This is a genomic window from Vibrio nigripulchritudo, from assembly GCF_027924785.1.
Lineage (GTDB): Bacteria > Pseudomonadota > Gammaproteobacteria > Enterobacterales > Vibrionaceae > Vibrio > Vibrio nigripulchritudo.
The window spans coordinates 1279648-1305833 of record NZ_AP027049.1 but is presented as its reverse complement, the minus strand read 5'-3'; the positions used below and the strand labels follow the sequence as shown (position 1 = coordinate 1305833).

The following is a 26186-nucleotide window of genomic DNA, read 5'->3' as shown; positions in this document are numbered from 1 at the left end:
TTATTCAACTTGTTTATTATTTTTTTTCATGTTTGAATCAGATTTAGACGTCTAGACGTTTACATAACTCAGAAAAACTCGTATTTTTATGAGTAAATGTCATAGCGAACATGGATTGGTGAGAAAAGCTCATGATAGAACTCAAACATTTAAGAACATTAACGTCGTTGCGAGATACAGGCTCTTTGACCGCAACTGCGACCGCGCTCCACCTGACTCAATCGGCTTTATCACATCAGATAAAAGATCTGGAATCCCGCATTGGTGGTCAGCTTTTCTTACGCAAAACCCGTCCGGTGAAATTCACTTCAGAAGGCGAGATTCTGTTGAAAGTGGCAGACGAAATATTGCCAAGGCTGGCAATGGCGGAAAGTGAACTGGCAAGCTTGAAAGAAGATGTGAATGGAAGATTGCACATGGCAATCGAGTGCCATTCGTGCTTCCAATGGCTAATGCCAGCACTAAAAGAATATCAACTGGCATGGCCAAGCGTGACTTTAGATTTTTCGTCCGGCTTCGGTTTTGAACCTTTACCTGCCCTGCTTAGTGGCGAGCTTGATTTGGTTATCACCTCAGACATTCAACCTAAGTCTGAAGTCCATTACGAACCTCTGTTTGATTTTGAGATGAGATTAGTTACTTCGACCACCCACCCCTTAGCCGAGTTAGAAAGTATTGAGCCTCACCATTTAGAGGATCAAACCATCATCACTTATCCGGTACAAAAGCAGCGGCTGGATATTGTTAAGCACTTCCTGCAACCCGCAGGTGTCGAACCCGCCAAATGGAAGCAGTGCGACAACACGTTAATGCTGGTGCAAATGGTCTCTGCCGGGCTGGGCGTTGCTGCATTGCCTAATTGGGCGGTAATTGAATTCTCTCGTCAGGGGTTAATTACCAGTAAGCCTCTTTCGAACGGGCTTTGGCGTCGGCTGTTTGCGGCAACCCGCAGCAATGAAAGCAAAAAAAGATACCTACAAGCTTTCTTCAACACCGCACGTCAGCAATGCAGAAGCCATCTTGAGGGAATTAAGCTGGCGTAAACAAAGGGATTTAAACCCTATTTACCTTTCGTAAGACTTAAACTGATTGGTAAGAGGATCGTATTGGTAACCCTCTACATCCAGCTTGCCAATCAAACTTTCTACGTCCATTTCGTAAGTTGTGACTAACTCTTCAAATGAGTCGCACTCCAAGCGGAGCTTTTCGTTCACAATACCCAGCAAAATGATGCTATCTAAATTGGTAATGTTACTTAAGTCCATGGCACTTTCTCCATTTCGCTTTTCTATAATTAAGATTAGCGCTTAGTGAGAATTGTGCCATTAGGAGCGGATTGTAATTGACAGGAAACTGTCTTAAATCAAAGACTGGAATCCATATTGTGACGCAATCAAACAGCAGATAGTGACGCCCAACTGCACCTTAGTCGGAGACTGGGCAAAGATGATATGCCAGCACCACACCAGTATCGCAGTTATCAGCATGGCAAAGCCCGCTAAAATATGAGTAGTAAAATGCTCTATGGCTTCAGGTGATAACTGATAAGCCTGCAGTAGAGACACTAAGGCAAACAGCATTCCACTTGTTACACCAACTACAGGTAAAATGCGATGGAAAGCCTGCAACCTTGAACGAGAAATCACTAGCAGAAGTTGTGCGAAGGCTGCTCCAAGTAAAATACTAGATATTGCAACGCTAACGCCTCCCCACACGGTGAAGCTTTTCAAGATGAGATGTACAAGTGCTCCCAAACCTGCGATTCCAGCAACATTCAGCACCAGAAATGACCCTGTGTTACGCGTTTTACCCGTCTGAACTTTTGAATAGAAGGCAACCAGCAATCCAGCGGTAACGAGACCTAACAGGCTTAACGTCGAGGTGGCGATCCATAAGGCGATAAAAGCGGGAAGAAGCTTATGTAAACGACCTCTTTGACCGGGGCATATATCCCCTTTCTGCAAAACAAGGGTGATAACAAGTTGTGCTCCAAGAGTCATTGGGAGCAGTTGAGCAAGAAGGTAATCCAACATTTCTTCAGTGATTCTGTTCTATTTTTGTGGCACGGATAATAGCAGATTCAAATCGCTAGATCGCCGTTTTCTAACAGGGAATACTTTTCAAGTATTCAGAGCTAAGGTTATTTTGCCAAGAACTTAAGAACTTTGGCTTTAGAAACCACACCCAGGCATTCCCCTTTATCTCCGGCGATTACCCATGGAAGCGGCACACCTTTATTGACCAGACCGGGAACATCTTTTAGCAAAGTGGCATGGCTCAGAACGGTAAATTGCGTCTTCATAACCTGACTTAGCTTGCGTTTCAGAATTTGGGAATCTCGTTGAGTTTCTAGCTTAGTGCCGAATGTTGGGGTCATATGCAGGTTGTACACCTCTCGGTCAACAACTCCGACACAGTGCTGGCTGTCTGTCACAACCAAAACATCCAGATCGGTTCTCATGAAAATCTCGTGGACTTCCTTCATCGCTGTACTGGGTTCCAGAAACGGTGACATCTGTTCATGCAGACTGAGTATCCCCGCCCCTTGCTTGGGTAATGTGTAAGCCCTTAGCTCATTTCTCTTATTCAAATAGTGACGTGCACGTTCAATCTCAGCAATCGGGACAGGTTTAGAGAAGTAATATCCTTGAATGTAATCGACCCCTAACCCGGTTAGCACTTCGATTTCCTGAATTGTCTCAACGCCCTCTGCAATCACAGTTACCCCAAGTGTATGAGACAAATCCACCAGCATCTTCACAATAAAATATTTGTGGCTACCGATTTCAATATTAAAAATAAACTCTCGGTCAATTTTCAGGTAATCAAAGTGTCCATTACTCAAGTAAGTAAACGAAGAATATCCCGTACCAAAGTCATCAATCGCAACCTGTACCCCTTTCTGGCGTAACGCTTTTAATGCCTCAATCTGGCTGTCTTCGCTATCGAAATAGGCGCTCTCAGTCAGCTCTATCGTCACCAGTTTGGGATTCACGCCTGACTCTTCAACCATATTCAGCGCATTCGTTAAAACCTGTTGGGCGCTCATTCTGGTGTTCAGAGAACGATTGATGGTAATGCCAACGTGTTTACCAAAATGCTGATGGATTTTACTTAAATATTTTAATGACTTAGATCCTATGATCTTGTCTAACGCCGCAACCAGATTCAAATCTTCGGCAATATTGATCATTTCCTGTGGTGTGTAGCGAAGCCCTTCGGAGCTGGGAAAACGGCACAAAGCTTCAAACTTCACGACCTGCCATGTCTCGGTGGAAACAATTGGCTGAAAGTGAACGTCGATGTTTTCGTCTTTAATGAAGTTGGTCAGAATTTCTTCCAGCTTCTTACGCCTGACCGTTTCTTCATGCATGGTGCGATCAAAGAAACTGATATTGTTGCCTTTCTTGCTGGAGTGCTGCTCCAACATGGCTTGTGTTGCGTGGGTGACCAGCATTTTGGGATTTGACGTATCGTAGCCCAATACTGATACCCCTACTTTGCCTCTGGCGACAAGCTGGAACAGATGTTCATTACCGAACTGGCGAATAGCCGCCATAAAGCGGCGAATTTCGGTGTGAATGGCTCGAACTCGATTACCAGAATTCGGGCACTTAAGTGCGCAAACAAAAAGATTGTCGCCCTTGTATCCACAAAGGTAGTGGTCATCGACCTGTGCAACAGCATTAGAAAAGGCAACACGTTGATCGAGAGTGGAAGCTTCATCAAAGTCCGGAGCGACAGCCAGTACAATAATGGTGTGAGAAGATGAATAGTGACGAACCAGATTTGCAAGTTTAATCCCAAACTCGTTCTCGTTGGGCAACTGAGTGAGTAACTCTATCCCGCCGTATTCCGTATCTGCAATCCGGTACAAATGATTAGACAGGTCCACGGTGAAGCCGACAAAATAAGTTTTCCCGTTTGCCATTTCGATTTTTTGAATGGTCAGGTCTTGTGGCTCGGTGTCTCCGTTCGCTCGCTTAGAAAGTATGGTGCCACTCCAGTGCCCTTCCCGATAAACCTGTCGCCAGATTTCCTCAAAAAATGTATCACTGTGTTTTCCTGCATTAAACAGATTCGTCTTTCTACCCAGCAGTTCACTCAGTTCGTATCCGGAGCGATCGATAAAGTAAGGGTTGCAAGCCAGAATTCGGGTATCGCTGTCGGTGATAACAATGCCATGATGTCGATTTTCAAAAACAGCCTGAAAAATCTGCCCCATTTCGTACATTGAAGAAAGATAAAACAGGGGTCGAATATGCCCGTAAAGTTCGTCTCCTTTCGCGTGACTGACTTCGATCTCGCAATAAATGATGAAACCTTTAGAAGGAGTGAGCACGCTGAAAAGAGAACGTTTGGAGTTGCATTCGTGAGTGGACTGAAGTGCGTTTACTAATTTTTTCCTGTCCTTAGCCGACATGATATCCAACAGACCAGAAATGGTTCTCACATTTAGCCTGGAGTTGATCATTTCGACCAAATAGGTGTCGATAAACTGAAATTCATCGCTCTTTGCATTCCACTGCCACTGAGCAGGTTTATACCCCGGTTTACCTTCCTCTTCACCGTAAGAGATGCTCATGGCTTTCAACATTGAAATCAGCGATGTATCCATTTGGCGCAACTCCTTACATTGCAACTATACGAATCATAAATACATTCAAGCAAACCGTATGAATATGTCGCGTGACTGGATCAGCATTTGTTTGAAAAAGCAGGTTTTAACCCAAAAAAAGTCCCGAGGTGTGAAGCTGGTCGCTTTTCCCTAGAGCGCACCAATTCGACGAAATTTTGAAAGGAATCTTTTCTCTCTCAAACTTGAAACAACTTCAATCTCTCCTAGCCTTATCTTTAGAACTAAAAATAAGTAGTTAACGCCTCTGAACCGTAATTCAATCAAATTAGATACAAAGAGACACTGGAAATGGAACGTTTCGCTTTAGCTCAGTTCGCTTTTCTTCATGAATCGATTTGGAAACCAAGATTCCGAATGCATCTGCCCATGACTGTTTTATTTTCACTCATCCTTTCTTTTTACTGTCAGGCGTCAGATAAGAACCAGCAATTCACAATCGGGTTAGCCACCTGGGGAGGTTATGAAAGCAGCGTCGCAGGATTTAAAGACGGCATCGCAGAATTTGGTCTGTTAGAAGGTAAAAACCTTACGCTGATCACTGGCGATCCGGGAACGCGAGAAGAACAAAAACAAAACAGTACTCTCAAGCTAAAAGAAGCTCGCCCCGATCTGGTTTTTTCCGTCACCACAACAGGGACTACACTGGTAAAAAAACTGTTGCCTGCCAGTACCCCTATCGTTTTTTCAGTGGTCACCTACCCTGCCGATTCCGGCTTGATTGAATCCTTTGAATATTCAGGAAACAACCTGGTTGGAACCAGCAATTATGTCTCCAACAAACACTATGTGACGCTGCTGAAAAAGCTTCTGCCCAATACCCGGAGAATCGCCATATTTCACCGAGATGGCGAGCCTAACTCTAAGATTCAGGCAGCGAACATGCTCCGCCTTCTTAAGCGAGAAAACATAGAAGCCAATATCATTTCTGTAGAAAGTATCCCCCAGCTTACTGGGCTTGCGCAGCAATACGCCGGGCGAGTCGATGCGTTTATGACAACCACAGACACTCTGATGCAGTCTGGTGGTGAAGAAGCACTCATTAAGGTGTCACACGAATTTAAGGTGCCGATATTAAGCTCCAACAAATCCGGGATTCTGAAAGGTTCGACTTTTGGACCTGTCGCCGACTTCTATACCCTTGGCAAAATTGCGGGGCGTAAAGCCGGGCAAATATTAATCAATAACACTCCTCCAACTCAATTGTCCTCTGAGTTACAGGAACCCCCGCAGTTTCTGGTGAACCGAAAAGCCATGCAACTTCTGAACATCCGCATTCCTGATGATATTGGTGACATGGTCACCTGGGTTTCAGAATGAAGCTGACCACCAAAGTTGTTCTCACCGTTATCTCTACCCTGAGTATGCTTATGGCTGCTATGGGTTATCTGCTCGTATCCAGTACCAAGCAAGACATGTCGGAGCGGTTGTTCAATGAGATGACCATTGACTCCAAATATGCGCTGAATGCGCTCAACAATAGCATTGAGAATAACGTTGCCATTGCACAAGTCATTGCCCGAAACCGAGATATCGCCAAAGCGCTGGATTTGCTGGAAAACCGGGGAATCAATCAGATTCTTAACGATCAGCTCGAAATCTATCCCTTCATTAACTACATTCTGGTGCTGGATGAAGAAAACACGGTGTTTGCCACGACAACTCGGGATCATCAGGGCAAGAAGATTAACGGAGAAAAACTGCTGCTAGAGAGTGTTCATTCTCATCCGATGTACAAAGAGTCTGACGGCACAAAAACTGTGATTGGCGAGGTAATACTGGATCCCTATCTTCCCGAGCTTGGAATGGATCAGCATTTATCCCAATGGTTTATTGCGCACATACAAGTCAGAGGAAAAACCTTTGGCAAGGTTGTCATTTCAGCTAACTGGACTGAAATTGCTTACAACCTGTTAAGTGAAGTAACCCGTTCTATAACCAGTGCAGGACGACCTTTGGAGCTGCTTTTGCTTACAGACATCCAAGACAAAATTTACGCTTCATATTCGCAAATGGGTGCGCTTCCACCCAGGTATCAGACTGGGCAGATTTATCAGCCAGAAGAACAGCATTTAATAACCAGCCAGCCCCTCGCCAGAACCAATGCGGTGATCAAAGCCATCGTGGTTTACAACAAAGATTCAGCGTTTCAGCCCATTTACGAATCTAACCATTTTGTACTGTTCTCTTTTTTTGTAGGCAGCGTGGTGATTGCCATTGTTATCGTCATCCTGTTGCGAAATCTGGTTCTGCACCGGCTTGCCGTTTTACATCAAGCTGCTAATCAGATTGGTCAGGGTGATTTGAACGTCAATATCCCCAATTTAGGCACCGATGAACTCGCACAACTAGGGAATGCCATCAATGGCATGGTCAATGGATTACAGGCGAAAACAACCTCTATAGAACGTCTGAATGAAGAAATATTCGCCCGAAAAGCTGCATTAAAAGAAAAAGAAATCAAAGACATTCAACTGGCAGAAGCCAACAAGTACATTCGCGGCATCAGTGACAACGCTCCCCAGCTTTTTTCTTATGTCGATAAAGATCTGCACTACCGATTTGTGAACAAAGCCTATCAGGACTGGTTTGGCATACCAGAATCAGAAATCCTCAATCAGCACGTTAAGATCGTACTCGGGGAAACGATTTTCAACGAGGTTTACCCTTTCGTACAACAAGCGCTGGAAGGAAACAAAAATCAGTTTGAAAGCCACATGTCGGTTGGCATCGGGCAGGAAAAACACATTCGGGCAACGTACATTCCCGATATTGTTGATGATGAAGTCGCAGGGATCTTTGTTTCGGTTGAAGACATTACCAACATCAAAGAGTCGGAAATCAAACTTAAAGCGACACTCTCCCTGATGGAGACCATTCTGCACTCAGCAGACAACGGCCTGCTGGTCACCGACAGGCATGGCAATTACCTGAAAATGAATCAGCAGTTCTGCGCAATGTGGCAGTTACCTAATCAATACTTAGATGAAGGTGGCTCGCTGAGTTTCATTTCTCATGTTCGTGACCAGCTTGTTGATCCCGCCTCTTTCACACTGTCGCCGGAGCAATTGTCGTCTGGCAGCCTGGAGCGTTCGTTTGACACTCTCGACTTAAGAAACGGGCGGGTGATAGAACGCATTTCTCACCCAATGTTGCAAGAAGGTGCGCTGGTTGGGCGGGTTTGGAGCTTCAGGGACATAACCGACCAAATTGAGCATGAAAAAACCATTGTTGATGCCAAAAACAAAGCGGAAGAAGCCGCCGTTGCTAAGAGCGAGTTCCTTGCCAATATGAGCCATGAAATCCGTACGCCAATGAATGGCGTTTTAGGCATGCTGGAACTCCTGAGCCAAACCGCATTAGAAGAAGAGCAAGTACGGCAATTGGGTCTCGCGATGTCCAGTGCAAAATCATTGCTCACCATCATTAACGACATATTGGATTTCTCCAAGATAGATGCAGGCAAGCTTGATCTGGAAGAAGTGAATTTTGACCTGTTAGAACTGTTTGAACACATAAAAGAAATCCACCAGCTCAAAGCCACTCAGAAAGCACTGCTTTTCGACATCGACACCCAAGGCATAAGCACTCAAAAAGTAAAAGGCGATCCAACACGCCTCAGCCAGATACTGAACAACCTGACCAGCAACGCGTTTAAATTTACCTCGGAAGGCAGTGTGCAAGTCAAAGCCTGGGTTGACACCCAAAACGAGGAAACGTTACAGCTTCACTGTTCAATCAAGGACACAGGTATTGGCATAAAACAGCAGCAGCTTGCAGGATTGTTCGATGCTTTCACTCAGGCAGACACATCAACCACCAGAAAGTTTGGTGGCACTGGGCTGGGGCTTTCCATCACTCGGCAATTGTGCAGATTGATGGATGGAGAGATCCGAGTAGAAAGTCAATGGGGCAAAGGTTCGACTTTCCATTTCTCTGTCGTGCTTCGACACGGTGAAATCACAGAAGAGACAACGGACACACACAATAATAACGAGGTTCCAGATGAGAACCTGCATGCAACGTCAAAGGAATCCAGAATGCAGAATTTATCAGAAAATCGAATTTTGTTGGTTGAAGATAATGACATCAACCAGATCGTTGCACAGGGCATGTTGGAAAACATCGGAATTCACTCGGATATTGCTGGCAATGGAATTGAGGCTTTGGAGGCGTTGAACCAACCAGCCAGCGCTTACCAGCTCATCTTAATGGATTGTCAGATGCCAGAGATGGATGGCTATGAAGCAACAATGGCAATTCGCGATGGAGAGGGCGGAAAGCAGTACAGAGGTATCCCCATTATTGCAATGACTGCCAATGCCATGAAAGGCGACATGGAAAAATGCCTCGCCGCCGGAATGAGTGACTACATCAGTAAACCGGTAAACCCTGATAGTCTGGAAGAAGTATTGTCTAAATGGCTTAGCCATGCGTCTTCACTTACATACACTGAAGAATCCAGTGAACCGGATATGGACGAGAAAGACACAGAGCTGGGGCGAGTATGGGATAAAAGCGATGCGATGGAGCGGGTTTACCATGACGACATGGCATTGAACGTGGTCATCAGCGCGTTTGTGGAAGAAGCACCCGATCAAATTGAGCAATTGATTGAAGCGATCAGCGCGGATAACGTTGAAGACATAAAAATTCACTCGCACACTCTGAAAGGAACCAGCAGCTTGATTGGGGCTCAGAGGTTCAGTTCGGTGATGGATGAAATCGAACAGCACGTAAAAACTGAAAACAGTGCCCCTGATGCGGCAATCATATCTCGTATTTCAAGCCAGCAGGAGTTGCTGTTTACCAAGCTAAACCAGTACCTAAACTGACCTATTTCCTACCTGTAACTAATTTCCCTGAAGCCTTTCTGAACAAGGCTTTACGGCGAAGTTAATGCGAATAATTCTCATGTAAAATGATAACCTAGTCAGAAGGGTTTTGTGCCGTTATAATTCCCGCCTCCTAACGCTGAGGTTAAAAAATGCACAACACACCAACTCCTATCAACCAATATCCAAAATACTGGGCAGAGTGCTACGGCGTCGCCCCATTTCTTCCCACCAGCAGGAAAGAAATGGACGCACTTGGATGGGACAGTTGCGACATCATCATTGTGACGGGCGACGCGTATGTCGATCACCCAAGTTTTGGTATGGCAATCATCGGTCGCCTGCTTGAATCACAAGGTTTCCGTGTTGGCATTTTGGCACAGCCAGAGTGGAAGGATAAATCCGCTTTTATGGAGTTAGGAAAACCTAACCTGTTTTTCGGTGTTACTGCGGGCAACATGGACTCCATGATCAACCGTTACACCGCCGACAAAAAACTTCGCCACGACGACGCATATACTCCTAATAACGAAGGCGGAAAACGCCCCGACCGCGCAACACTGGTGTATTCACAACGCTGCCGCGAAGCTTATAAAGACGCTCCAATTGTTCTGGGTGGTATTGAAGCCAGCCTTAGACGCATCGCACACTACGATTATTGGTCTGACAAAGTTCGTCGCTCGGTTTTGTTTGATGCCAAAGCCGATATTCTGCTGTTCGGTAACGCAGAGCGTGCGCTGGTGGAAGTCGCGCACCGCATTGCAAATGGCGAGGACATCACCACATTAACCAACATTCGGGGCACCGCGGTGAACCTACCGACAGCGCCTGAACATTTCAAAGTCATCGATTCTTCCCGAATCGAAAAGCCCGGCAAAGCATTTGTACCAACCAATCCGTATCAGGTTGAAACTCAGTGCGAGACGAAACCAAAAGAAGAAGAGAAAGCCAAGGTTGTCGCCGTTCAGCCATCAAGACACGATGCCAAAACCACCGCAGTTCGCATACCACCGTTTGAGAAGCTAAAAAACGATCGCATTCTGTACGCCCATGCTAGCCGAATCATGCATCTGGAAACCAACCCGTACTCGGGTCGCGCACTCATCCAAAAGCATGGTGACCGCGAGCTTTGGGTGAACCAGGCGCCGATTCCTCTTACCACCGAGGAGATGGATTTTGTGTTCGGGCTGCCTTATGCACGTGTCCCGCACCCGATGTATGGCAAAGCAAAAATCCCGGCTTATGACATGATCAAGACATCGGTCAATATCATGCGTGGCTGTTTTGGTGGCTGCTCCTTCTGTTCTATCACTGAGCACGAAGGTCGAATCATTCAAAACCGTTCTAAAGAATCGATCATCAATGAGCTGGAAGAGATTCGCGATAAAGTACCGGGCTTTACTGGCACTATCTCTGATCTTGGTGGCCCGACAGCGAACATGTACAGACTAGGCTGTTCCGATCCTAAGGCAGAAATTAACTGTCGTCGCCCATCGTGTGTGTTCCCGGGAATATGCCACAAACTGGATACCGACCACAAACACACCATTGATCTGTATCGCGAGGCAAGACAGGTAAAAGGCATCAAGAAAGTGATGATCGCTTCTGGTGTACGTTACGATCTGGCTATTGAGTCTCCTGAATATGTGAAAGAGCTGGTGACTCACCATGTAGGGGGTTATCTGAAGATTGCTCCTGAACATACCGAAAAAGGACCTCTGGACAAAATGATGAAACCGGGCATGGGCACCTATGACCGATTCAAAGAGATGTTTGAAAAATACAGCAAAGAAGCAGGTAAAAAGCAGTACCTGATCCCCTATTTCATTGCTGCCCACCCGGGTACAGAAGAGGAAGACATGGTCAACCTGGCGTTGTGGTTAAAAGCCAACAACTTCGAGTGCGATCAGGTTCAGAACTTCTACCCTTCTCCGATGTGTAATGCCACGTCTATGTACTATTCGGAAACCAACCCGCTTAAGCGAGTGAAGTACAAACAGCGTGAGGATGTTCCCGTTGCCAAGGGTGAAAAGCAACGTCGCCTTCACAAAGCCCTGTTGCGCTATCACGATCCAGCAAACTGGCCAATGATTCGGGAGGCTCTGATATCTATGGGTAAGAAACATCTTATCGGTGACAAACCGGGTTGCCTGATCCCTGCTGAAGACGTGGATTCGAAAACACCAGCACAGCGCAGACGCTCTGGTCGCCACGGTGCGAATCGCTTTGCAACAAAACACACGAAAAACCAGCCAGATATTCGTAAAGACCAAGCTCGCAAAGAACAGGCACGTAAAGGAAAAGCGCAGAAAGAGGATTCCAGAGAGCAAGGGAAACCTAAACCAAAAGGGAACAACAAACCTAAACACAAGCAGAGAAGCCGAGCTTAGAGTCTGTTGACCTTAAATTTACTCCAATAAAAATGCGACCAAGTGGTCGCATTTTTAATATCCAATTCTGTTAAGTTCTAAGCTTGTTTGTCGGCAAACACCCACTTGGAACTCAGGAAGTAGTTGCTGAACATTCCCACCAGAATACCTGCCACAAGGGCAACAAATGGCATGTAGCCCTGCTCGCCAAATATCGCAATCACCAGTTTGAAAACACCTAGATTAGGGATGGCAGAAAAAGCGGCCGCAACCATGTGTTTTTGCCACTGTTTTGCCTTGTCGGTTTTCTCGCGATCACCAAATGTGAGCGTACGGTTGCCCAGCCAGGTTGCCGTCGCAGCCACAATAAAGGCTATCACCCTGGCTGCAAAAATCGGAGTTTCAATGACATACAGAAACAGCGCAAACACAGCGGTATCGACAACAAAGCCGATACCGCCGACAAGCGCAAATTTAAACAGACGATGCTGAAAAATTACTGGCATAGGTAACGAGAACGCTTAGGTGACGCCACTTCAAACGTACAGCTTAGGTTGTGTCTTTCGACAAACCCTTCAATACGTTCGTTAGGACCAATAATGTAGTAGCCGTTTTCATGCCCCTTTAGCTGGTCCATATTGTGAAGGCGCTTGGCTTGACCAAAGCTGTAGTACTGACCAGAGAACGGACGACCACCTTCCACATAGAAAGTCGGCTTAGAATGATCCACATCGACAAACAACATCTTGTCGCTTCGCTCATTACCTGTCTTAAACATCACCACGCAGATCGCAATGATCAGGATGATAGGCGAAATGTAAGACGTAAACGTAAACCAGTTGAAGTTGAACGTTTTATCTTTAAACAGGAACGCGATCCCAGCAACCAGAATGGCAGCACCCGCAACATAGTAGATGATTGCATCGTTCTTAAGCTCTGTTGCGACGTAAACAGAAACCGCGGTAATCACGAGACCAGTAATCGCTAAGAACTTAAAGAAAGTGACTTTGTAGCTGACTTTACTTTCCGTCAGATACGCGACCAATAGAGCGAACGCTGGCATACCCGGCAGAACGTAAGTCGCCAGAATGTTTCCTGAGAAAGTAAACAGAATGAGTGGCGATAGCACCCAGAACAGCAGGAAGACAAACACACCCGGAAGTTCAGACAGCTTCTCTTTCAATCGGGTAAAGCGGAACACCGCAAGCAAAGGCAAAACCACAGACCAAGGCAATGCTGCCAGCATCAGGAACAGCCAGATCATGCCGCGTGGTTCGTCGTGAGCGTTACCGTAACGGTCCCCTTCCCAACCACTTACTAAGAACCGGTTAAAGTGCTCACCAACAATGAAGTATTCAAGGAACCCTGGGTTCGCCTGTTCCGCCATGATGTACCAAGGGAACGAAATCACGCACATCAGAACCAGACCACCCACAATTGGGATGCGTTTCCAAAGTTGAACGAAAGCACCAACGAAACCGTGTTGAATCGCTAGGAATGGCAGTATAGAAAGCCCCATCAGAACAATCGCCATCGGACCTTTAGAAAGCAGTGCCAGCCCTAAACCAATGAAGCCAATGTAGCCCCAGATTCGTTCGCCCTGCCAACTAAAGAAGAAGCCGATCATGGCAAGGGTTAAAGAGAACGTAAGCGCCATATCGGTCATAACAGCGCCGGAGGAGATAGAGAAAACTGGAATGGTAGCCATTACTACCGCAGTTTTAAGTGGGTCGATGCCTACTCGTTTAGCGAAGAAGCAACCTAATGCGATAGTCATTACGCCAACAACCCAGTGAGGGAATCGCACTGCAAACTCTGACACACCGAAAACTTCAATACCCACGGCACTTAGCCATGTAAACATAGGCGGCTTGCCTAAAAATGGCTCGTCGTAATCGAACATAGGTGTTAACCAGTTTCCTGTTTCCACCATAATTCGAGCCTGTTCGCCGTATCTCGCTTCAGTTGTATCCATTAATGGCATGATGCCAAGAGACACAAGCCTGATTAGCAAGGCTGCTCCTAGCAAAAACCATAAATGTTTGGAAGTTAGCTTCACTTCTCTACCTCTATTAATTCAAATGCCCTACCCTGAGATATACAAAACTTGAGTAAGTTCATTCTTTTATATGATTGAATTCGAATCCCTAGACCTGCTCAATGACACACAAAAACACTATCGCCTGACTCAAACAAAAAAGAGTAAGGCTTGTAGAAACTCAGTTTTACTGCAGATGTAGGTCTAAACCGTGCGCTCGATATCGCACGAAGGCAGCATTATATACCCAAGTCACTTTAAGATGCAGTATTCAGAAAGAAAATGTTACGCCTAAGAAGCGATGACCTGAATTTGCCGAATCTTCCCTAAAAATTGGTAAGATTGCTTTTTTATCTAACTGCTTACCTCAATGAAACTCTCTGCCAGTCCGGTCACATATCACCAGTTCGAACACATTCCCTTTTACCTAAAAAGAGACGAGCTTCTGCACCCTCAATTTAGTGGCAACAAAGCACGAAAATTCATGAAGTTGTTAGAAGAAGGGCGACAAGGCATTAGCATGCTCATCGGATACGGTTCTGTTCAGGCAAACTCACTGTATTCACTAGCAGCACTAGCCAAACTAAAAGGGTGGAAGCTGGAATACTATGTTGACCATATTCCAAGTTATGTGACGGAAAACCCAAAGGGAAACTATCGCGCCGCTCTTGAGCTTGGTGCCTCTATCATTGACCTGAGTAAGCAAACTACCCCGAACGGGCTTAGCTGCGAGCGCTACATTCACGAAATAAGAAAGCCCGATGAAAAGTGCTTATTTATACCAGAAGGCGGAAGATGTGATTTAGCCGAGTTTGGTGTAAAGCAACTAGCAAAAGAAATAGTCACATTGCAGCAAGAGGAAAATATCAACAAGCTCACCGTCGCACTGCCATCCGGAACTGGCACAACATCGCTTTACCTTCAAAAGCACTTAAAGCCATACAACATCCAAGTTTTAACCTGTGCCTGCGTGGGCGGAAACGATTATTTAAAACAGCAATGGCAATCGCTTCAAGAACCCAGCTTTCCCACCATTCTCGATTCAGGAAAAAAGCACCATTTCGGCAAACTCTACCAAGTCGATTTTGAAATTTGGAACAAGCTAAAAACACAAACCGATGTGGAGTTTGACCTACTCTACGACCCGCTGATGTGGCGATGCGTAATACAAGAGTACGAAAAGGAAAAGCATGGGGCGCTACTCTACGTACACCAAGGTGGGTTGCTAGGTAACGAAACTATGTTGCCCAGGTATTTGAGGAAGTTTGGGGAGTGACGATGGAAAGTAGAAAAGACGTCCAAAGGCGTCTTTTCTGGATGTAGCGGACAGTGAGCAAGTCGACTTTCGGAACTACGCACTCTTTCACATATGACATTTTTGTGTCAAACATCACAAATATAGTACTAGTTGCTATTGTCGACTCTAACATTTAATGTGGGAATCAGAGCATTGCCGTTTCTAAACTCTTCAACAAGATGAACGTTGCTCATCTTTTCAAAAATTCGTCTAGGTATATGCTCCAAGACAATGAACTGAAAACTTCCATTGTTCTGTATCCTATCTGCAATAAATTTGTCTAACAGAGCAATTGCTTTTGTGATCTTTGCTTCATCACTCTGGTCTTTAAATTTTTCATCATTGTTTTCCTCACCATAGTAAGGACGACTAGGTTGATCTATTATCAAGAATGGAGCAATGAATGGAGACCGATTGTTAAACGCTATCTCATGCATAGCTAAGCTAAAAAATAAATGCAAAAACATATGGTTAGAACTACTCCCGATGTTTTCGGTATGAGTTGACTTTGGTCTACGAAGATGCAACGACTTGTTGGAATAATTAAACGCGGGAAGATAGCCCCGATAGTTCTCCAACGCACTGCCAACAAACTCAATATAGTCTTCTATTATCTCTTCAATGGTACGAATGGTTAGTGATTTACGTTCTGTCGTATCTTCTACCTCTATCTCAGAGCGTTGTTTTTCTAAGAAATCAATTTTGTCACTATAATCAACACTCTCATTATTTTCCTCGAATAATCCTAATTTTTCATGTAACTTGCCAAGGAAGAAATACTTGTCCTTCATGTTTTGAAAAGATGACGAATCTTTGGGATATGCTAGCAGCTCTAAACCTAACTCTTCTACTTTACTTTCTAGTGATTTTATTTCGTCACTAACCTGAATAGATATGGGAGTTTTGCCCACTCGCTGCTTCTTAATTTGACCAATATCATATTTAAATGAATCTAAAATCTCAGAGAATATGGATGTCTTAACTAAGTCTTTATCGCTATTAAGTAAATATGTTACCGGTTTAAGCTCATCAGAGAGATCTTTTAAAGAGTTTTTATAACGATCGTACTCTAAATCAAATTCTCTTAATTTTTTTAGTTTCCTAACACTATCAAAATAATCCCTTTCCAATTTTTCTCTGACTGTTCCAGATTCTGAACTAAGTTCTGCTTCAAAGTCGTAGTGCTTTATTTTTCCCCAAGCATCCTCTTCATTCAAATCCTGAGGGATTAGAAGAAACCCCTTAGCCTCACCAATTAATTCAAGGCGCTCTTTCCTGAAGGAGTCTTCTCCATCATTTAACTTTTCTTTCTTTTTAACTAATCGAGATATTTTTCTTTCGATATCTTCGATCTTTTCCTTCTTAAGGATATTTTCTATTGTTTCAATACCAACAGCTAAATCAAATATTCTAGGTAAGGCGTTACGATATCTATCCTGTGTCATTTTATCAAAAAATACATCTTCGTCGTTTTCAATTATGTTTCCAGACAACGTATTAAATAGAAGAAAATATCGTAGAGAAATTTTTGAATTTGACTTAATGAAACGATTTCCATAACTAATCTTTGCACTTCCATCTATAGAGAACTCAGATTCAAATATTTTTTTTACCCAAGCACCAGGTACTGTCTCAGTGACTTCTTCTGGGATATAGCCTTTCGGAGAGTAATAATACTCATTAGATACTTTATTTCTATTCGGTGCCTTACGAGCTAAGGTAAAGTCCTTGTCATTTATTCCTACTTTAACTCCATACCATACTGAACTTTCATTTATAACACTCTCTGAAATATTACTTTCAGAAGCAAAAAAACAATAATCAAGAATATCTAATATCGCAGTTTTACCAGTGTTACTAGAGCCAGTAATAATATTTACTTTATTGTTTTTGAACTCGACTTCACGTTTACTACCATTTTTCAACCAAATTACAATTTTGTGTATATAAAAGTTCACAGTTCAATCCTTAAGTTCAAAAAAACATCACTTATATTATCAGACAAAATATTTGATATATTTTTAGAAGATTTGAAGTATTTATCTGCAGATTTTCCTATCTCGGATGGTTTCGGTATTTCTTTCTTTTTCTTTAGAACTAAGTTCTCTTCCTTTAGATCTATGTAATCCATATCATTCAAATATTGGATCGCGTTAAATACAACTGGGATATAACTTATATACTTACTACTAAAGTTCGATATGCTATCAGGATTGTCTATTACCAGCTGCTCTACATTCCTAACTATTCTTCCTTTCTTTGATAAGTAAGAAAGTAGTTTTTTATCTGAAACAAGCGCATAAACGATAGTTGCCTGAGTCATAGTCATTACTTCAGTTTCCCTTAATACTGAATAAATAGCTAAAACGCAAGATGGAAAGTTCTTATACGGCAATATCATTTCTTATATACCTCCCACTTTTTTATCCAACCTACTTCTGGAATATCTGACAAATGATAATAATATCCATTTGATAGAGAAGTTTTTAGGTTACTACCTAACAATTCAAGTTCATAGTCTCTCATTACATCCAATACTTTCAGAGCATTATTTTTATCAGAATCACTATCTTTCGTATCACGATGAGACGAGCGATGTGTATTTCTCCATTTTAATTTTGCATCTGAGAATAGTTCATCTAAATCAATGCTGGTAATCTCACCATTGTTTAACCATCTATTTATATTTGAGAGTGCCTTTAGTTTTTGTTTTGTATATTCATATATCAATTCACTGTCAGTACTAACTACATCTCCAACATCAATCAACTGCTTAATAAAAATCTGCTCTTCAACAGTATCTTTAAGTTCTGATTGATATGGTTCAATCACTAAGTTCTTACTACTCATACGGTCAAATAATGAACGATATTTTAAACGAAACTCATCAAAAGAAAGTGAATAATGCCCATTATTCTTTATGACAAAGAATTTATCATTATTAATGGCACCACAAAGAAAATTAAGAGTCAGATCTAGATCATTATCTCCTACCATCTTTTCTTTTATAGCTTCTTTGCAACTATCAACGATATTGTCAATCTCTAGCTCCATGCTGATTGAATATATGAACTTTGAAAGTAAATAATCATCTAACATGAGAAAATTAGACATGTAGTTAGCAATTAACTCATCGGATGTGTCTAATTTTATTGCTTCTATTTCCTCTCTCACTTCCCCTATATCAATTAGTCCAGACTTATGTTGAGAAATAATTTTTGTCAACTTATTATTACGTGACTCACTTTTATTTGAAGCCAATACAAAATATGTCTTTTCTAAGAAATGTAACTGGCTTTCTTTGGTTTTTCTCAGTTCAACATCACAAATAATACTTGTCCAATTAGATAAGGTTTTCCACAGATCTGAGTCTAATGTCCTAAGGTTAATAGGATCACCATTATCTTTAGTTTGCACAGTATGCTTCAACTGATAGAGTACTTGAACATCATTTTCTAATTCGGTATGAACATCATCTTTACATTCGTACCCTACAGTTTGACCAGATTTTAAATTTAGTAGTTTTAATAAGAAAAAGTACTCTTGAAAGTTAAAACCAATAGCACTAGCACCAGCTGCATATTCGCTGGAAACATCAAGTGAATAGCTCAAATTTCCTCCAAACTAAAATGGCGCATCACTATGATGCGTTAGATGTTAAACCAAGAAGCCTTTTGAGTAAGAGCCGCTTTCTGCTTACTTATCTCGAACGAGTTCGAAATCAATGCCCGATACAACACCCACCAACTTCACTATATCCATCTTCTCTTTTGCATTTTGGGAGTCAATAAAATGACCACTTCTATCATGAGATAAGTATCATTGTCATATCCGGCTTTTGAGTTCTACTTAAGCACCAAGTCCAAGATATTAGCAACGAACCACTCTAGAGAGCCGCTAAGCGGATTGTTTTATGTCCTGACTACTATTGACTTAGCGCAACACCTGACAATTCAACATATTCGTTTATCCGCTCCGGTAAATTCTCAGTACTAAACAAAACGAGTCGTTGCCCTGCACGAGTCATTGATACATATAGTTTTCTAAGGGATTCTTGTTGAGCGAGTTCTCTTTCAGCATCATCTAAATCAATATTCTTAGCTTGATTCATCAGCTCACCAGCCCCAAGAACGAACGTCACTCCTGATTCCATCCCTGTGCAACTGTTAATATTCATTAGGCGGATTTTCCCACCAATATTATCTTTAATGTCTTTCCAATCATTACAGTTAACCACAGATCCTTTACCTAGCGTGTTCTCAATATCGCGTTTAAGGCTCCAAGGACTATAGCTACCACTGCAAAGCACCATGATTTGTTGAAGAGGTATATCGTCGGATCTACAACATTCATTTAACTCATTTAAAAAACGAGTCTTTTCATCTTGAAGAGTATGACTATAGATTATCTGAGGTTTTACTCCTCTCACCATTCTTTCTAAATCCGGCTTTACGAAATCATCAGCGTCATTTTCAATACCTTCGATCAATGCATTCGCAGCAACCATAATTTCATAAGTAGTACGGTATGAATAATTTAGCCTTTTTGTTCGCCCTCGAACATTGAAACCAACACTTTTCCAACTCAATCGGCTCTTTAGAAAGCCTTGGTTAGGGTCTGCACACAGAAATATTGCACCGTTTGAAATTAACGACATCTTGACTAACTGGAGCCACGAAGGCGCAAAGAACTGAGCCTCATCGACCAAAATATGATCAAACTTTTCCAACCCAGTGGTATCTTCGAGTAAAGCTAAGTTCTTAACATAAAGGCTTGGTAAATAACCTTTAGGACTAGACATTGTCTGAACTACCATTTCGTAGAGCTTCCAAATATGCATACGCTGCGATTTTTGAAGAGCAAAGCCTCTGCCTTGACGTTCATATTCTAAATATTCATCCTCATCTTTTATTAGATATTCGTTGATATACTCTAACTCGGACCAGATCTGCCCATCAGTTAACTTCAATTGAGTGTAGCTCTCATTGGTATCGCAAAAGATTTGAGCGCGAAGGGGCTCTACAGCTTTGTCTCCAAATAACGGGGTGAGCCTCCAATTATTAGAAACTTTCTTTTGCTGATTTAGAGCAAATTGATGAAATGTCTCGATCTTCAGGTTCGAAGGGGCTCCACCTAGCCACTCTTCAAATCTATGCTTAATATCTGAAGTGACTGGTTTGTTATGAATAACGAGTAATACTTTCTTATCAGGGTGCTTTTTACAAAATGCCATAGCACGATTTATCAAGATCAGTGTTTTCCCACTACCAGCAACCCCATTAATGAGCCTTACAGAGAAATCATCTTGACTTTCTTCGCTAGAGTCAGCTTGTTCAAGCATGTCAAAACGAGTTGCCAACTCTTGGTCATAATCTAAGAAAAACTGTTGCAGACTTGCTGTATTATCCACTCTTGAAACGCTCCTCCTCGTCGTACATCGAGAATGGATTGCTGACTCAGGGAAAAGTGTCTTTTTTACCCAGTAGTACTTTTCAAGTGGAGACTCAGTCAAAAGGTCAACAATTTGCTTCTCGCCATCTATATAAAAGCCCTTTTGGTCAAGGATATGGATGAATCTATAAGCCTGATCTTCACATGTTGCCTTTTGTTGTAATTCCTCTTCAACTACAGCAAGATACTTGATTGGTTGATATCCCATAGATTGTAAAGCTGAATTGAACCGCCCCCATTTTGCAAGCTCAGTTTCACCTGGCTGCTTTTCGTGCCAACCAATCATCAACCAACTTTTACAAGGTCCTTCCAATACGATTGGTGCAACTTTTGATTCATCCAGTAATGGTTCTCGGATAATGAATTCGTCTGACAATCTACTGAGTACTTTTTTAAAATGCCTTCTAACCTTACGATCTAAGCCCGTGATTGATTCCATCTGTGCCATAACATTTCCTAATTATTATATTTATGTCCTGAGTTAATCAAAGAGCGATATTCTTCAACTCTTTTAAGTAAGCTCTCGTCATTTGACTCTTGGAGAAAAGAACTGGAGATCTCAGGACCAACTAATACGAGTTTTGTTTGTGGACGAGTGATTGCTACATTTAAGCGTTCAGCTTGAAAAAAGAATCCAGCGATAGCACTTATGTACTGAGGATCGGTGGAACAAAGAGAAATAATGATCATTTCTCTTTCTTGCCCCTGCATTCTTTCAACTGTATCAGTAATAATAGTCTCGGACGAAAAAATACCTTTCCTATCTGCTAGTCGAGATTTCAAAGCTTTAGCATGGCTCCTAAAAGGCGTTACTACACCTATCTCACCAGCACTCAACCCTGATTCAATTGCAGTTTCAATTAGCTCAACTACAAGTTCAGCTTCAGACCTATTAACATTTCGTGCATTTATCGCGGGAGACTTAATAAACACAAAGGGGGATTCAGCAGATAAGACTTCAGCATACTTTTGAGGCTGATTAGGCAGATTGAAAGTGCGCTTAGCATTGGGGCCAGCCGAGACTAAACGCCCAGAATAATAGATCTGACTAGGCCAACTAGATAGAGCGTGACACATACGATATGTTTGGCTAAGCATCACTGAAACATCAGGGTTACCAGATATCATCCGCGAAAAGATAGAGCAGTCATCCAGAACAGAGACCGAAAGTACTACTGGAGGTAATTGCTTGTGGTCACCAACAAATATAAATCGCTTTGCCTTTCTCATTGCCATAATTGCTAGTGGAAGAGTGATTTGACTTGCTTCATCGAAAATGACTGTATCGAAGTCATATTGCTCTAACCTTGAACTGCACGTTGCAAAAGGAGTTGCACCAATCACGTACCCAGAATCAGGTTTGTGCTCCCAATCATCACCATATTCAAAATGCTTAACACTCTTATCAAGGCCCTTAGTACAACCTTTTGCTCCAACCTTGATCACTGGAACGTTTTCACCAGCGATCTTATTAAGGGCATTGTTTATTGCCATGTGAGTATGTGAAGTCATCAATACTCGTTGGCCTTGCTCTACTAATAGCTTTGTAATCAGACTGATTACTTTCGTTTTTCCGGTCCCAGGAGGTCCTTGTATACAAGCCAAGTACTTAGCAGCAACAGCTTTACCAACAGCATCCGCTTGGTGCTCATTTAAACCACACTCTTCGGCAAAGTCAGCTGCTTCATCGTAATCATCTTCAAAGATAAAACCTGTATCCAACTTATTTGCCAGCAACGGTAGTACTATTTCTCTACCTCGTTTGGACTCGGCTATTTCATCCAATGCCTTATCATAAAATGGTTTTAGATCCATCGTGTCTGGATCAGCATAACAACCGGAAATAACCTCCTGCAGCTCTTGGTCATCTATTTGGTGGACTCGAACCAACCACTCATCTTCATTTTCTGCTTCGATGGTACCTTGCTGAACATGCCTCTTTTTGCTCGGCTCACCTAAATGAAGGCATATCATGTCCCCTTCACGAAATCTCGACTCATTTTCGCCCAAGGTAACAAGCAGATGATTTTTACCTTCTTTTCGGACATAACGAATTTGTTGAGACTCACCTTTTGTAAGTTTTTGGGTGAGCGGTTTCTCCCAGACTTCATACAGTTTTTCATAGTTTGCTCTATGTTCATCTTCGACAAACTTTCTCAAATCAGTTAGAACACTTCGTAATTCCATTTGTTTAACTCAAAAGTGATTTAAACCAAACCTTTCATCCGAAAGGCAAATAAAATCAATAGCAACAATAAGTTAAACACAACATTACATATGGAACTTTCATAACGTCAAATAGAGTGGTACGAAAGTGTTATGTGCAACAGGTTTATACTAGTCAGCCATGGTATAACCTAATTTAGAAATCATGCCTAATGCAGCTATTAGCTTACTCTAGGTACCTACCGATCAACTTGACGGATTAATAAGCGTTGATCTTCCTGCGTATAACCCCACTCCTTCATTTGTTTGCAAGACTAAACGAATGCCTAAACAATGTGCGATAACAAATTACATCACTTGCATACCACATTGTTTCAAGTATTCGAACGTTTCCTGGTCATCACACTTAATCACTAGTCCACTACACCCGCGGCTGAGTAATACCCTTTAACTACCCTCGGTGTTATGCTCGTACTGACGTCGTTCAGCAACCACCAGCTTTCCATTACGATATGCTATGTCTTGCGCCCAGTTGAACAGTGCTCATGACAACTCCAGACCCCGGCAACTAAACTCGGTGCAAGCCGCATCAAACTGGCAGCATGAATTTTCGGATCTTGGTGGTTCAACATACTAAGGTTCATTATGCTTTCCTGGTTTATGTTTACTCTTCTGCACTTCTTCAATGAACTTGCTGTCCTGGCTAGACATCAACCACCCTGTTCTAAATGTATCTTTTAGCTTGTTTCCTTCGTGCATGGTATTTTGCAGCGCACGTGCGTAGTCTTCGGCAGCTTGTTTATCCCGGGTAACTCGTAGTGGATAATCAGATTGAATAGTCAATGCAACCTCTTCGCTGTCTCTGGGTCATTTGACAAAACCGCTTCAATCCATTTATCTAGGTACGCTGTGTAAGACCGCCTTATCGGTGTTTTAAGATTAAAGACATCCTTTTGAATTGCATTGATGCGCTTCATCTTGTCTGCCAAAAGCTTGTTCGACTGCTTACCACTGTAATCTAACGTATGTTGTAAGACCTGAACGAGAGGTCAATTGCCAGAAAGAAAAATAGGTTCACTCTGCTTTGCGCTCTCTGTGAGTGCGATTTCCACAACAGAACTAATGCCCAGTAACGTCTTGCCGGCACCAGGGTGCCCATGAACAACGACAACATACCTTTGCTGCTTATCCCTAGCATGCTGACTTCGCATAGGACTGTGTTGTTGAGTTTTGTGCCAGTTCTGAGGGAGTTAAGTTTGTACATGGTCTATCTTACTTTACTTTCGTCGTGATTTTGCTCTAACAGATATTTCCTTAGCTCAATTGCTTTCTTTGCAGAATCAGGTTGACCGAAGAGAAATCCACCTTGTTCAAGCCAATCCCAAAACACCAGCAACTTACCTAGCCTAATTTTATCGACCCTCGCATAAGACCTTTCAAAAGCTGCTGAGTAGAACTCATTTACCTGGATAGCCAGCCTCCCTACAAAGTTATTCAAAGCATCTTCAACCCAATCTTGCTCATGTCCCTGAAGTTCTGATGCATCCATATTGCATAAGAGGTCTCCCGCTTGAAGAAAAGTATCAAGATAGCTATATCCCGGGTCCCAGTTCCCCATTAACGCCTTCCAGTTTTTGTTTAAGAACTGCACTTTTGTTCTGCGTTTAATCTCATCTAGTTTATCTTCTAACTCTTGAGTCTCTTGAGGTGATTTGTTGACAGAATATGCTGATAGCTGATGTGACATCTCGATATTCAATGGGCTATGAGTCTCAAACAGCTGCAATCGCTTTTCAAGTGGATAGCTAAGAAGCTCATTGGTGATTCTCCATAGCGCGATTGGTTTGGGTAAATCTTTGGCGAGCAAAGCTGTTTGTTTTCCGATATTTCCTAAAAGGAAATTCAAATAACGCTCCCAAACGCTAGAAGAAAGATCACTAGATATAATACTCCAGTAGTTACTAGCTACATCTGACAAATGATATCTGAGCTTTATTAGCTCTTGGATTGTAATACTTTGTTTGAGCGCTCTTCGGACGTAAACCAATTGATGCCGTAACCCTCTAAGCTCCTTAGCATACTCTGTACGCTTAGCTTTCCTTTGTCGGTCTTCAAGCCTCTCCTTTTCTCGAATGATTGTTTGATGGACTACTTCAAGTAACGAATCTCGTTCATAATATTCTGGTAGTACATATTCAAGACATTCGGTAATTTCATCTGATAGCTGTGTAAGTGTTGGCAGCGCAAGTTCACCTTGCTCACCACGAAAAGCAATTTGGTCAACAACTTGATAGATTCGTTTTACTGCTTGTTGAGACTCTCGTTGAGCCTTTTCCTCTTTAGCGACGGACAACTCTTGTTGCTTTCCATGCAAAGCAGCTCTTGTATTTATTGCATACGGCAGCCTTTCTGGAGACAACATTAAGCCATTCAATGTCACCATTTGATGTCCATAGCTCATCTCTAAAAAAAGCTCTGTTGATTTAAAATCAAACTCGGGGAAGTGTGCTTCGAAGCAGAACTCTCCACTTTCTTGGCTTTTATCTAACGCTTCTTGAGAGAAAACAAAGGCATTGCATTGGATGTCTTTCACTTTGCTCTCAAACTCAGCAAAACTCTTGGGGTGGGTCTCTAAGGCAGAACCGTACATGATGTAATAGAAGATAGAATCGCTTCGCCCCTCACTAAACAACCAAATCAAATTGATTTCTTCCCCTAAGAAGAACTGTTCTCGAGCATGGATTATTTCTGGGTCTAACCAACCCTGAATCAACTCTATAGCAAATCGATTACCACTGGCGTCTTCAAAGTAAATATCAGGTTTGCGCCATTTGTTAGAAGTGCCTTTTTCTGCAAACACAAACTTTTCTACTTGGATAGAGTCACGCTTTATCTTATCTGACTCCCTCAATGTGCCTGCTATAAAGTGTTTTGTGCGAAAGTGCCATTGAGTTTCGTACATTTCAGTTTCAGAAAATACAAAGTCACCTTTGTAATCACTGTGAAATGGACAATCTACCTCTTCTAACTCCGGAATATGCTTGTGATAGAAAGCTGCCCTACTAGTCGCGCCTCGCGCCCGATACCTTACTGGGAGACCACAATAACCACATTGAATAAAGTCTTCACCTTCCGCGTTATAAACTACAATTTTCCTCTTTATTGATGCCGTGCGAGCTTCATCAGGAGTAGAACCATAAAGCTTTAGATACTCACTGGCTAATATTGGACCTTCAATGCCTTTAATTTCAAGTTCCCACAATCCATTTTTGTTTTCGCTATTAACGTAATTCATAAAGACCACCCGCTAGTGCGCTGTGCTGTTCTAGTTACTTTCTTGACGATTCTCAGTTCGAACAATAATATGACGCCACTAACGACAGGTAAATACTGA

The 26186-nt window shown here is 42.6% G+C and carries 18 protein-coding genes; 5 read left to right on the top strand and 13 right to left on the bottom strand.

Annotation, left to right across the window (positions count from 1 at the left end):
* Nucleotides 1-131: 131 nt before the first annotated feature.
* Nucleotides 132-1043, top strand: coding sequence for a LysR substrate-binding domain-containing protein (locus QMG91_RS06210; protein WP_004402345.1), 912 nt, complete (start codon nt 132-134; stop codon nt 1041-1043).
* A gap of 21 nt (nt 1044-1064) precedes the next feature.
* Here QMG91_RS06210 and QMG91_RS06205 read toward each other — a convergent pair whose 3' ends face one another.
* The 3 genes from QMG91_RS06205 to QMG91_RS06195 form a co-directional block, all read right to left on the bottom strand.
* Nucleotides 1065-1265: a DUF4250 domain-containing protein gene (locus QMG91_RS06205; RefSeq protein WP_004402346.1), complete on the bottom strand. Its 201-nt coding sequence runs from the start codon at nt 1263-1265 to the stop codon at nt 1065-1067.
* Nucleotides 1266-1358: 93 nt separating this feature from the next.
* Entirely contained in the window at nt 1359-2033 is a 675-nt protein-coding gene (locus tag QMG91_RS06200; RefSeq protein WP_281829646.1) for a hypothetical protein, read from the bottom strand.
* Between the two features lie 107 nt (nt 2034-2140).
* A complete protein-coding gene (locus QMG91_RS06195) occupies nt 2141-4618 on the bottom strand; it encodes a sensor domain-containing phosphodiesterase (protein WP_281829644.1) in 2478 nt (825 codons plus the stop codon).
* Between the two features lie 309 nt (nt 4619-4927).
* Between QMG91_RS06195 and QMG91_RS06190 the strand changes: the two genes are divergently transcribed.
* The 3 genes from QMG91_RS06190 (at nt 4928) to QMG91_RS06180 (ending at nt 11861) form a co-directional block, all read left to right on the top strand.
* On the top strand, nt 4928-5956 hold the full coding sequence (locus QMG91_RS06190) for an ABC transporter substrate-binding protein (protein WP_281829642.1): 1029 nt from the start codon (nt 4928-4930) through the stop codon (nt 5954-5956).
* Nucleotides 5953-9471 carry an ATP-binding protein gene (locus QMG91_RS06185; protein ID WP_281829640.1) on the top strand — a complete coding sequence of 1173 codons (3519 nt, stop codon included), beginning with the start codon at nt 5953-5955 and terminating at the stop codon, nt 9469-9471. The genes QMG91_RS06190 and QMG91_RS06185 overlap by 4 nt, the downstream gene beginning before the upstream one ends.
* Before the next feature lie 152 nt (nt 9472-9623).
* Complete coding sequence (locus QMG91_RS06180; RefSeq protein WP_281829638.1) at nt 9624-11861, top strand: YgiQ family radical SAM protein; 2238 nt, start codon at nt 9624-9626, stop codon at nt 11859-11861.
* A 77-nt stretch (nt 11862-11938) separates the two neighbouring features.
* Here QMG91_RS06180 and QMG91_RS06175 read toward each other — a convergent pair whose 3' ends face one another.
* Together QMG91_RS06175 and QMG91_RS06170 are read right to left on the bottom strand one after the other, a co-directional pair.
* Nucleotides 11939-12346 (bottom strand): GtrA family protein, encoded by a 408-nt coding sequence (locus QMG91_RS06175; RefSeq protein ID WP_004400885.1) that lies wholly within the window; start codon nt 12344-12346, stop codon nt 11939-11941.
* Nucleotides 12337-13899, bottom strand: coding sequence for an ArnT family glycosyltransferase (locus QMG91_RS06170; RefSeq protein ID WP_409351253.1), 1563 nt, complete (start codon nt 13897-13899; stop codon nt 12337-12339). The genes QMG91_RS06175 and QMG91_RS06170 overlap by 10 nt, the downstream gene beginning before the upstream one ends.
* Before the next feature lie 349 nt (nt 13900-14248).
* Here QMG91_RS06170 and QMG91_RS06165 point away from each other — a divergent pair, with 349 nt between their 5' ends.
* Complete coding sequence (locus tag QMG91_RS06165; RefSeq protein WP_281829636.1) at nt 14249-15154, top strand: 1-aminocyclopropane-1-carboxylate deaminase/D-cysteine desulfhydrase; 906 nt, start codon at nt 14249-14251, stop codon at nt 15152-15154.
* A gap of 128 nt (nt 15155-15282) precedes the next feature.
* On the opposite strand, the gene QMG91_RS06160 is transcribed toward QMG91_RS06165, so the two are convergent.
* The 8 genes from QMG91_RS06160 to QMG91_RS06125 all read right to left on the bottom strand — a co-directional run bounded on the left by QMG91_RS06160 (nt 15283) and on the right by QMG91_RS06125 (nt 26087).
* Nucleotides 15283-17133, bottom strand: coding sequence for a DUF3732 domain-containing protein (locus tag QMG91_RS06160; RefSeq protein WP_281870197.1), 1851 nt, complete (start codon nt 17131-17133; stop codon nt 15283-15285).
* A complete protein-coding gene (locus QMG91_RS06155; protein WP_281870196.1) occupies nt 17130-17504 on the bottom strand; it encodes a three component ABC system middle component in 375 nt (124 codons plus the stop codon). Before QMG91_RS06155 ends, QMG91_RS06160 begins: the two co-directional genes overlap by 4 nt.
* Nucleotides 17505-17572: 68 nt before the next feature.
* Entirely contained in the window at nt 17573-18787 is a 1215-nt protein-coding gene (locus QMG91_RS06150) for a hypothetical protein (protein ID WP_281829630.1), read from the bottom strand.
* 313 nt (nt 18788-19100) lie between these two features.
* Nucleotides 19101-21074, bottom strand: coding sequence for a UvrD-helicase domain-containing protein (locus tag QMG91_RS06145; RefSeq protein ID WP_281829628.1), 1974 nt, complete (start codon nt 21072-21074; stop codon nt 19101-19103).
* Between the two features lie 8 nt (nt 21075-21082).
* Nucleotides 21083-22813 carry a DEAD/DEAH box helicase gene (locus tag QMG91_RS06140; RefSeq protein ID WP_281829626.1) on the bottom strand — a complete coding sequence of 577 codons (1731 nt, stop codon included), beginning with the start codon at nt 22811-22813 and terminating at the stop codon, nt 21083-21085.
* A gap of 612 nt (nt 22814-23425) precedes the next feature.
* Nucleotides 23426-23635 carry a hypothetical protein gene (locus tag QMG91_RS06135; RefSeq protein ID WP_281829624.1) on the bottom strand — a complete coding sequence of 70 codons (210 nt, stop codon included), beginning with the start codon at nt 23633-23635 and terminating at the stop codon, nt 23426-23428.
* A gap of 206 nt (nt 23636-23841) precedes the next feature.
* Complete coding sequence (locus tag QMG91_RS06130; protein ID WP_281829621.1) at nt 23842-24003, bottom strand: DNA/RNA helicase domain-containing protein; 162 nt, start codon at nt 24001-24003, stop codon at nt 23842-23844.
* A 56-nt stretch (nt 24004-24059) separates the two neighbouring features.
* Nucleotides 24060-26087 (bottom strand): hypothetical protein, encoded by a 2028-nt coding sequence (locus QMG91_RS06125; protein WP_281829618.1) that lies wholly within the window; start codon nt 26085-26087, stop codon nt 24060-24062.
* Nucleotides 26088-26186: the final 99 nt, after the last annotated feature.

What these genes read in the sequence shown, in the direction of transcription:
- QMG91_RS06210 (WP_004402345.1), top strand. Translation starts at nt 132, where the DNA reads ATGATAGAACTCAAACATTTAAGAACATTAACGTCGTTGCGAGATACA.
- QMG91_RS06205 (WP_004402346.1), bottom strand. Translation starts at nt 1,265, where the DNA reads ATGGACTTAAGTAACATTACCAATTTAGATAGCATCATTTTGCTGGGT.
- QMG91_RS06200 (WP_281829646.1), bottom strand. Translation starts at nt 2,033, where the DNA reads ATGTTGGATTACCTTCTTGCTCAACTGCTCCCAATGACTCTTGGAGCA.
- QMG91_RS06195 (WP_281829644.1), bottom strand. Translation starts at nt 4,618, where the DNA reads ATGGATACATCGCTGATTTCAATGTTGAAAGCCATGAGCATCTCTTAC.
- QMG91_RS06190 (WP_281829642.1), top strand. Translation starts at nt 4,928, where the DNA reads ATGGAACGTTTCGCTTTAGCTCAGTTCGCTTTTCTTCATGAATCGATT.
- QMG91_RS06185 (WP_281829640.1), top strand. Translation starts at nt 5,953, where the DNA reads ATGAAGCTGACCACCAAAGTTGTTCTCACCGTTATCTCTACCCTGAGT.
- QMG91_RS06180 (WP_281829638.1), top strand. Translation starts at nt 9,624, where the DNA reads ATGCACAACACACCAACTCCTATCAACCAATATCCAAAATACTGGGCA.
- QMG91_RS06175 (WP_004400885.1), bottom strand. Translation starts at nt 12,346, where the DNA reads ATGCCAGTAATTTTTCAGCATCGTCTGTTTAAATTTGCGCTTGTCGGC.
- QMG91_RS06165 (WP_281829636.1), top strand. Translation starts at nt 14,249, where the DNA reads ATGAAACTCTCTGCCAGTCCGGTCACATATCACCAGTTCGAACACATT.
- QMG91_RS06155 (WP_281870196.1), bottom strand. Translation starts at nt 17,504, where the DNA reads ATGACTATGACTCAGGCAACTATCGTTTATGCGCTTGTTTCAGATAAA.
- QMG91_RS06145 (WP_281829628.1), bottom strand. Translation starts at nt 21,074, where the DNA reads ATGGCACAGATGGAATCAATCACGGGCTTAGATCGTAAGGTTAGAAGG.
- QMG91_RS06140 (WP_281829626.1), bottom strand. Translation starts at nt 22,813, where the DNA reads ATGGAATTACGAAGTGTTCTAACTGATTTGAGAAAGTTTGTCGAAGAT.
- QMG91_RS06130 (WP_281829621.1), bottom strand. Translation starts at nt 24,003, where the DNA reads ATGCGAAGTCAGCATGCTAGGGATAAGCAGCAAAGGTATGTTGTCGTT.
- QMG91_RS06125 (WP_281829618.1), bottom strand. Translation starts at nt 26,087, where the DNA reads ATGAATTACGTTAATAGCGAAAACAAAAATGGATTGTGGGAACTTGAA.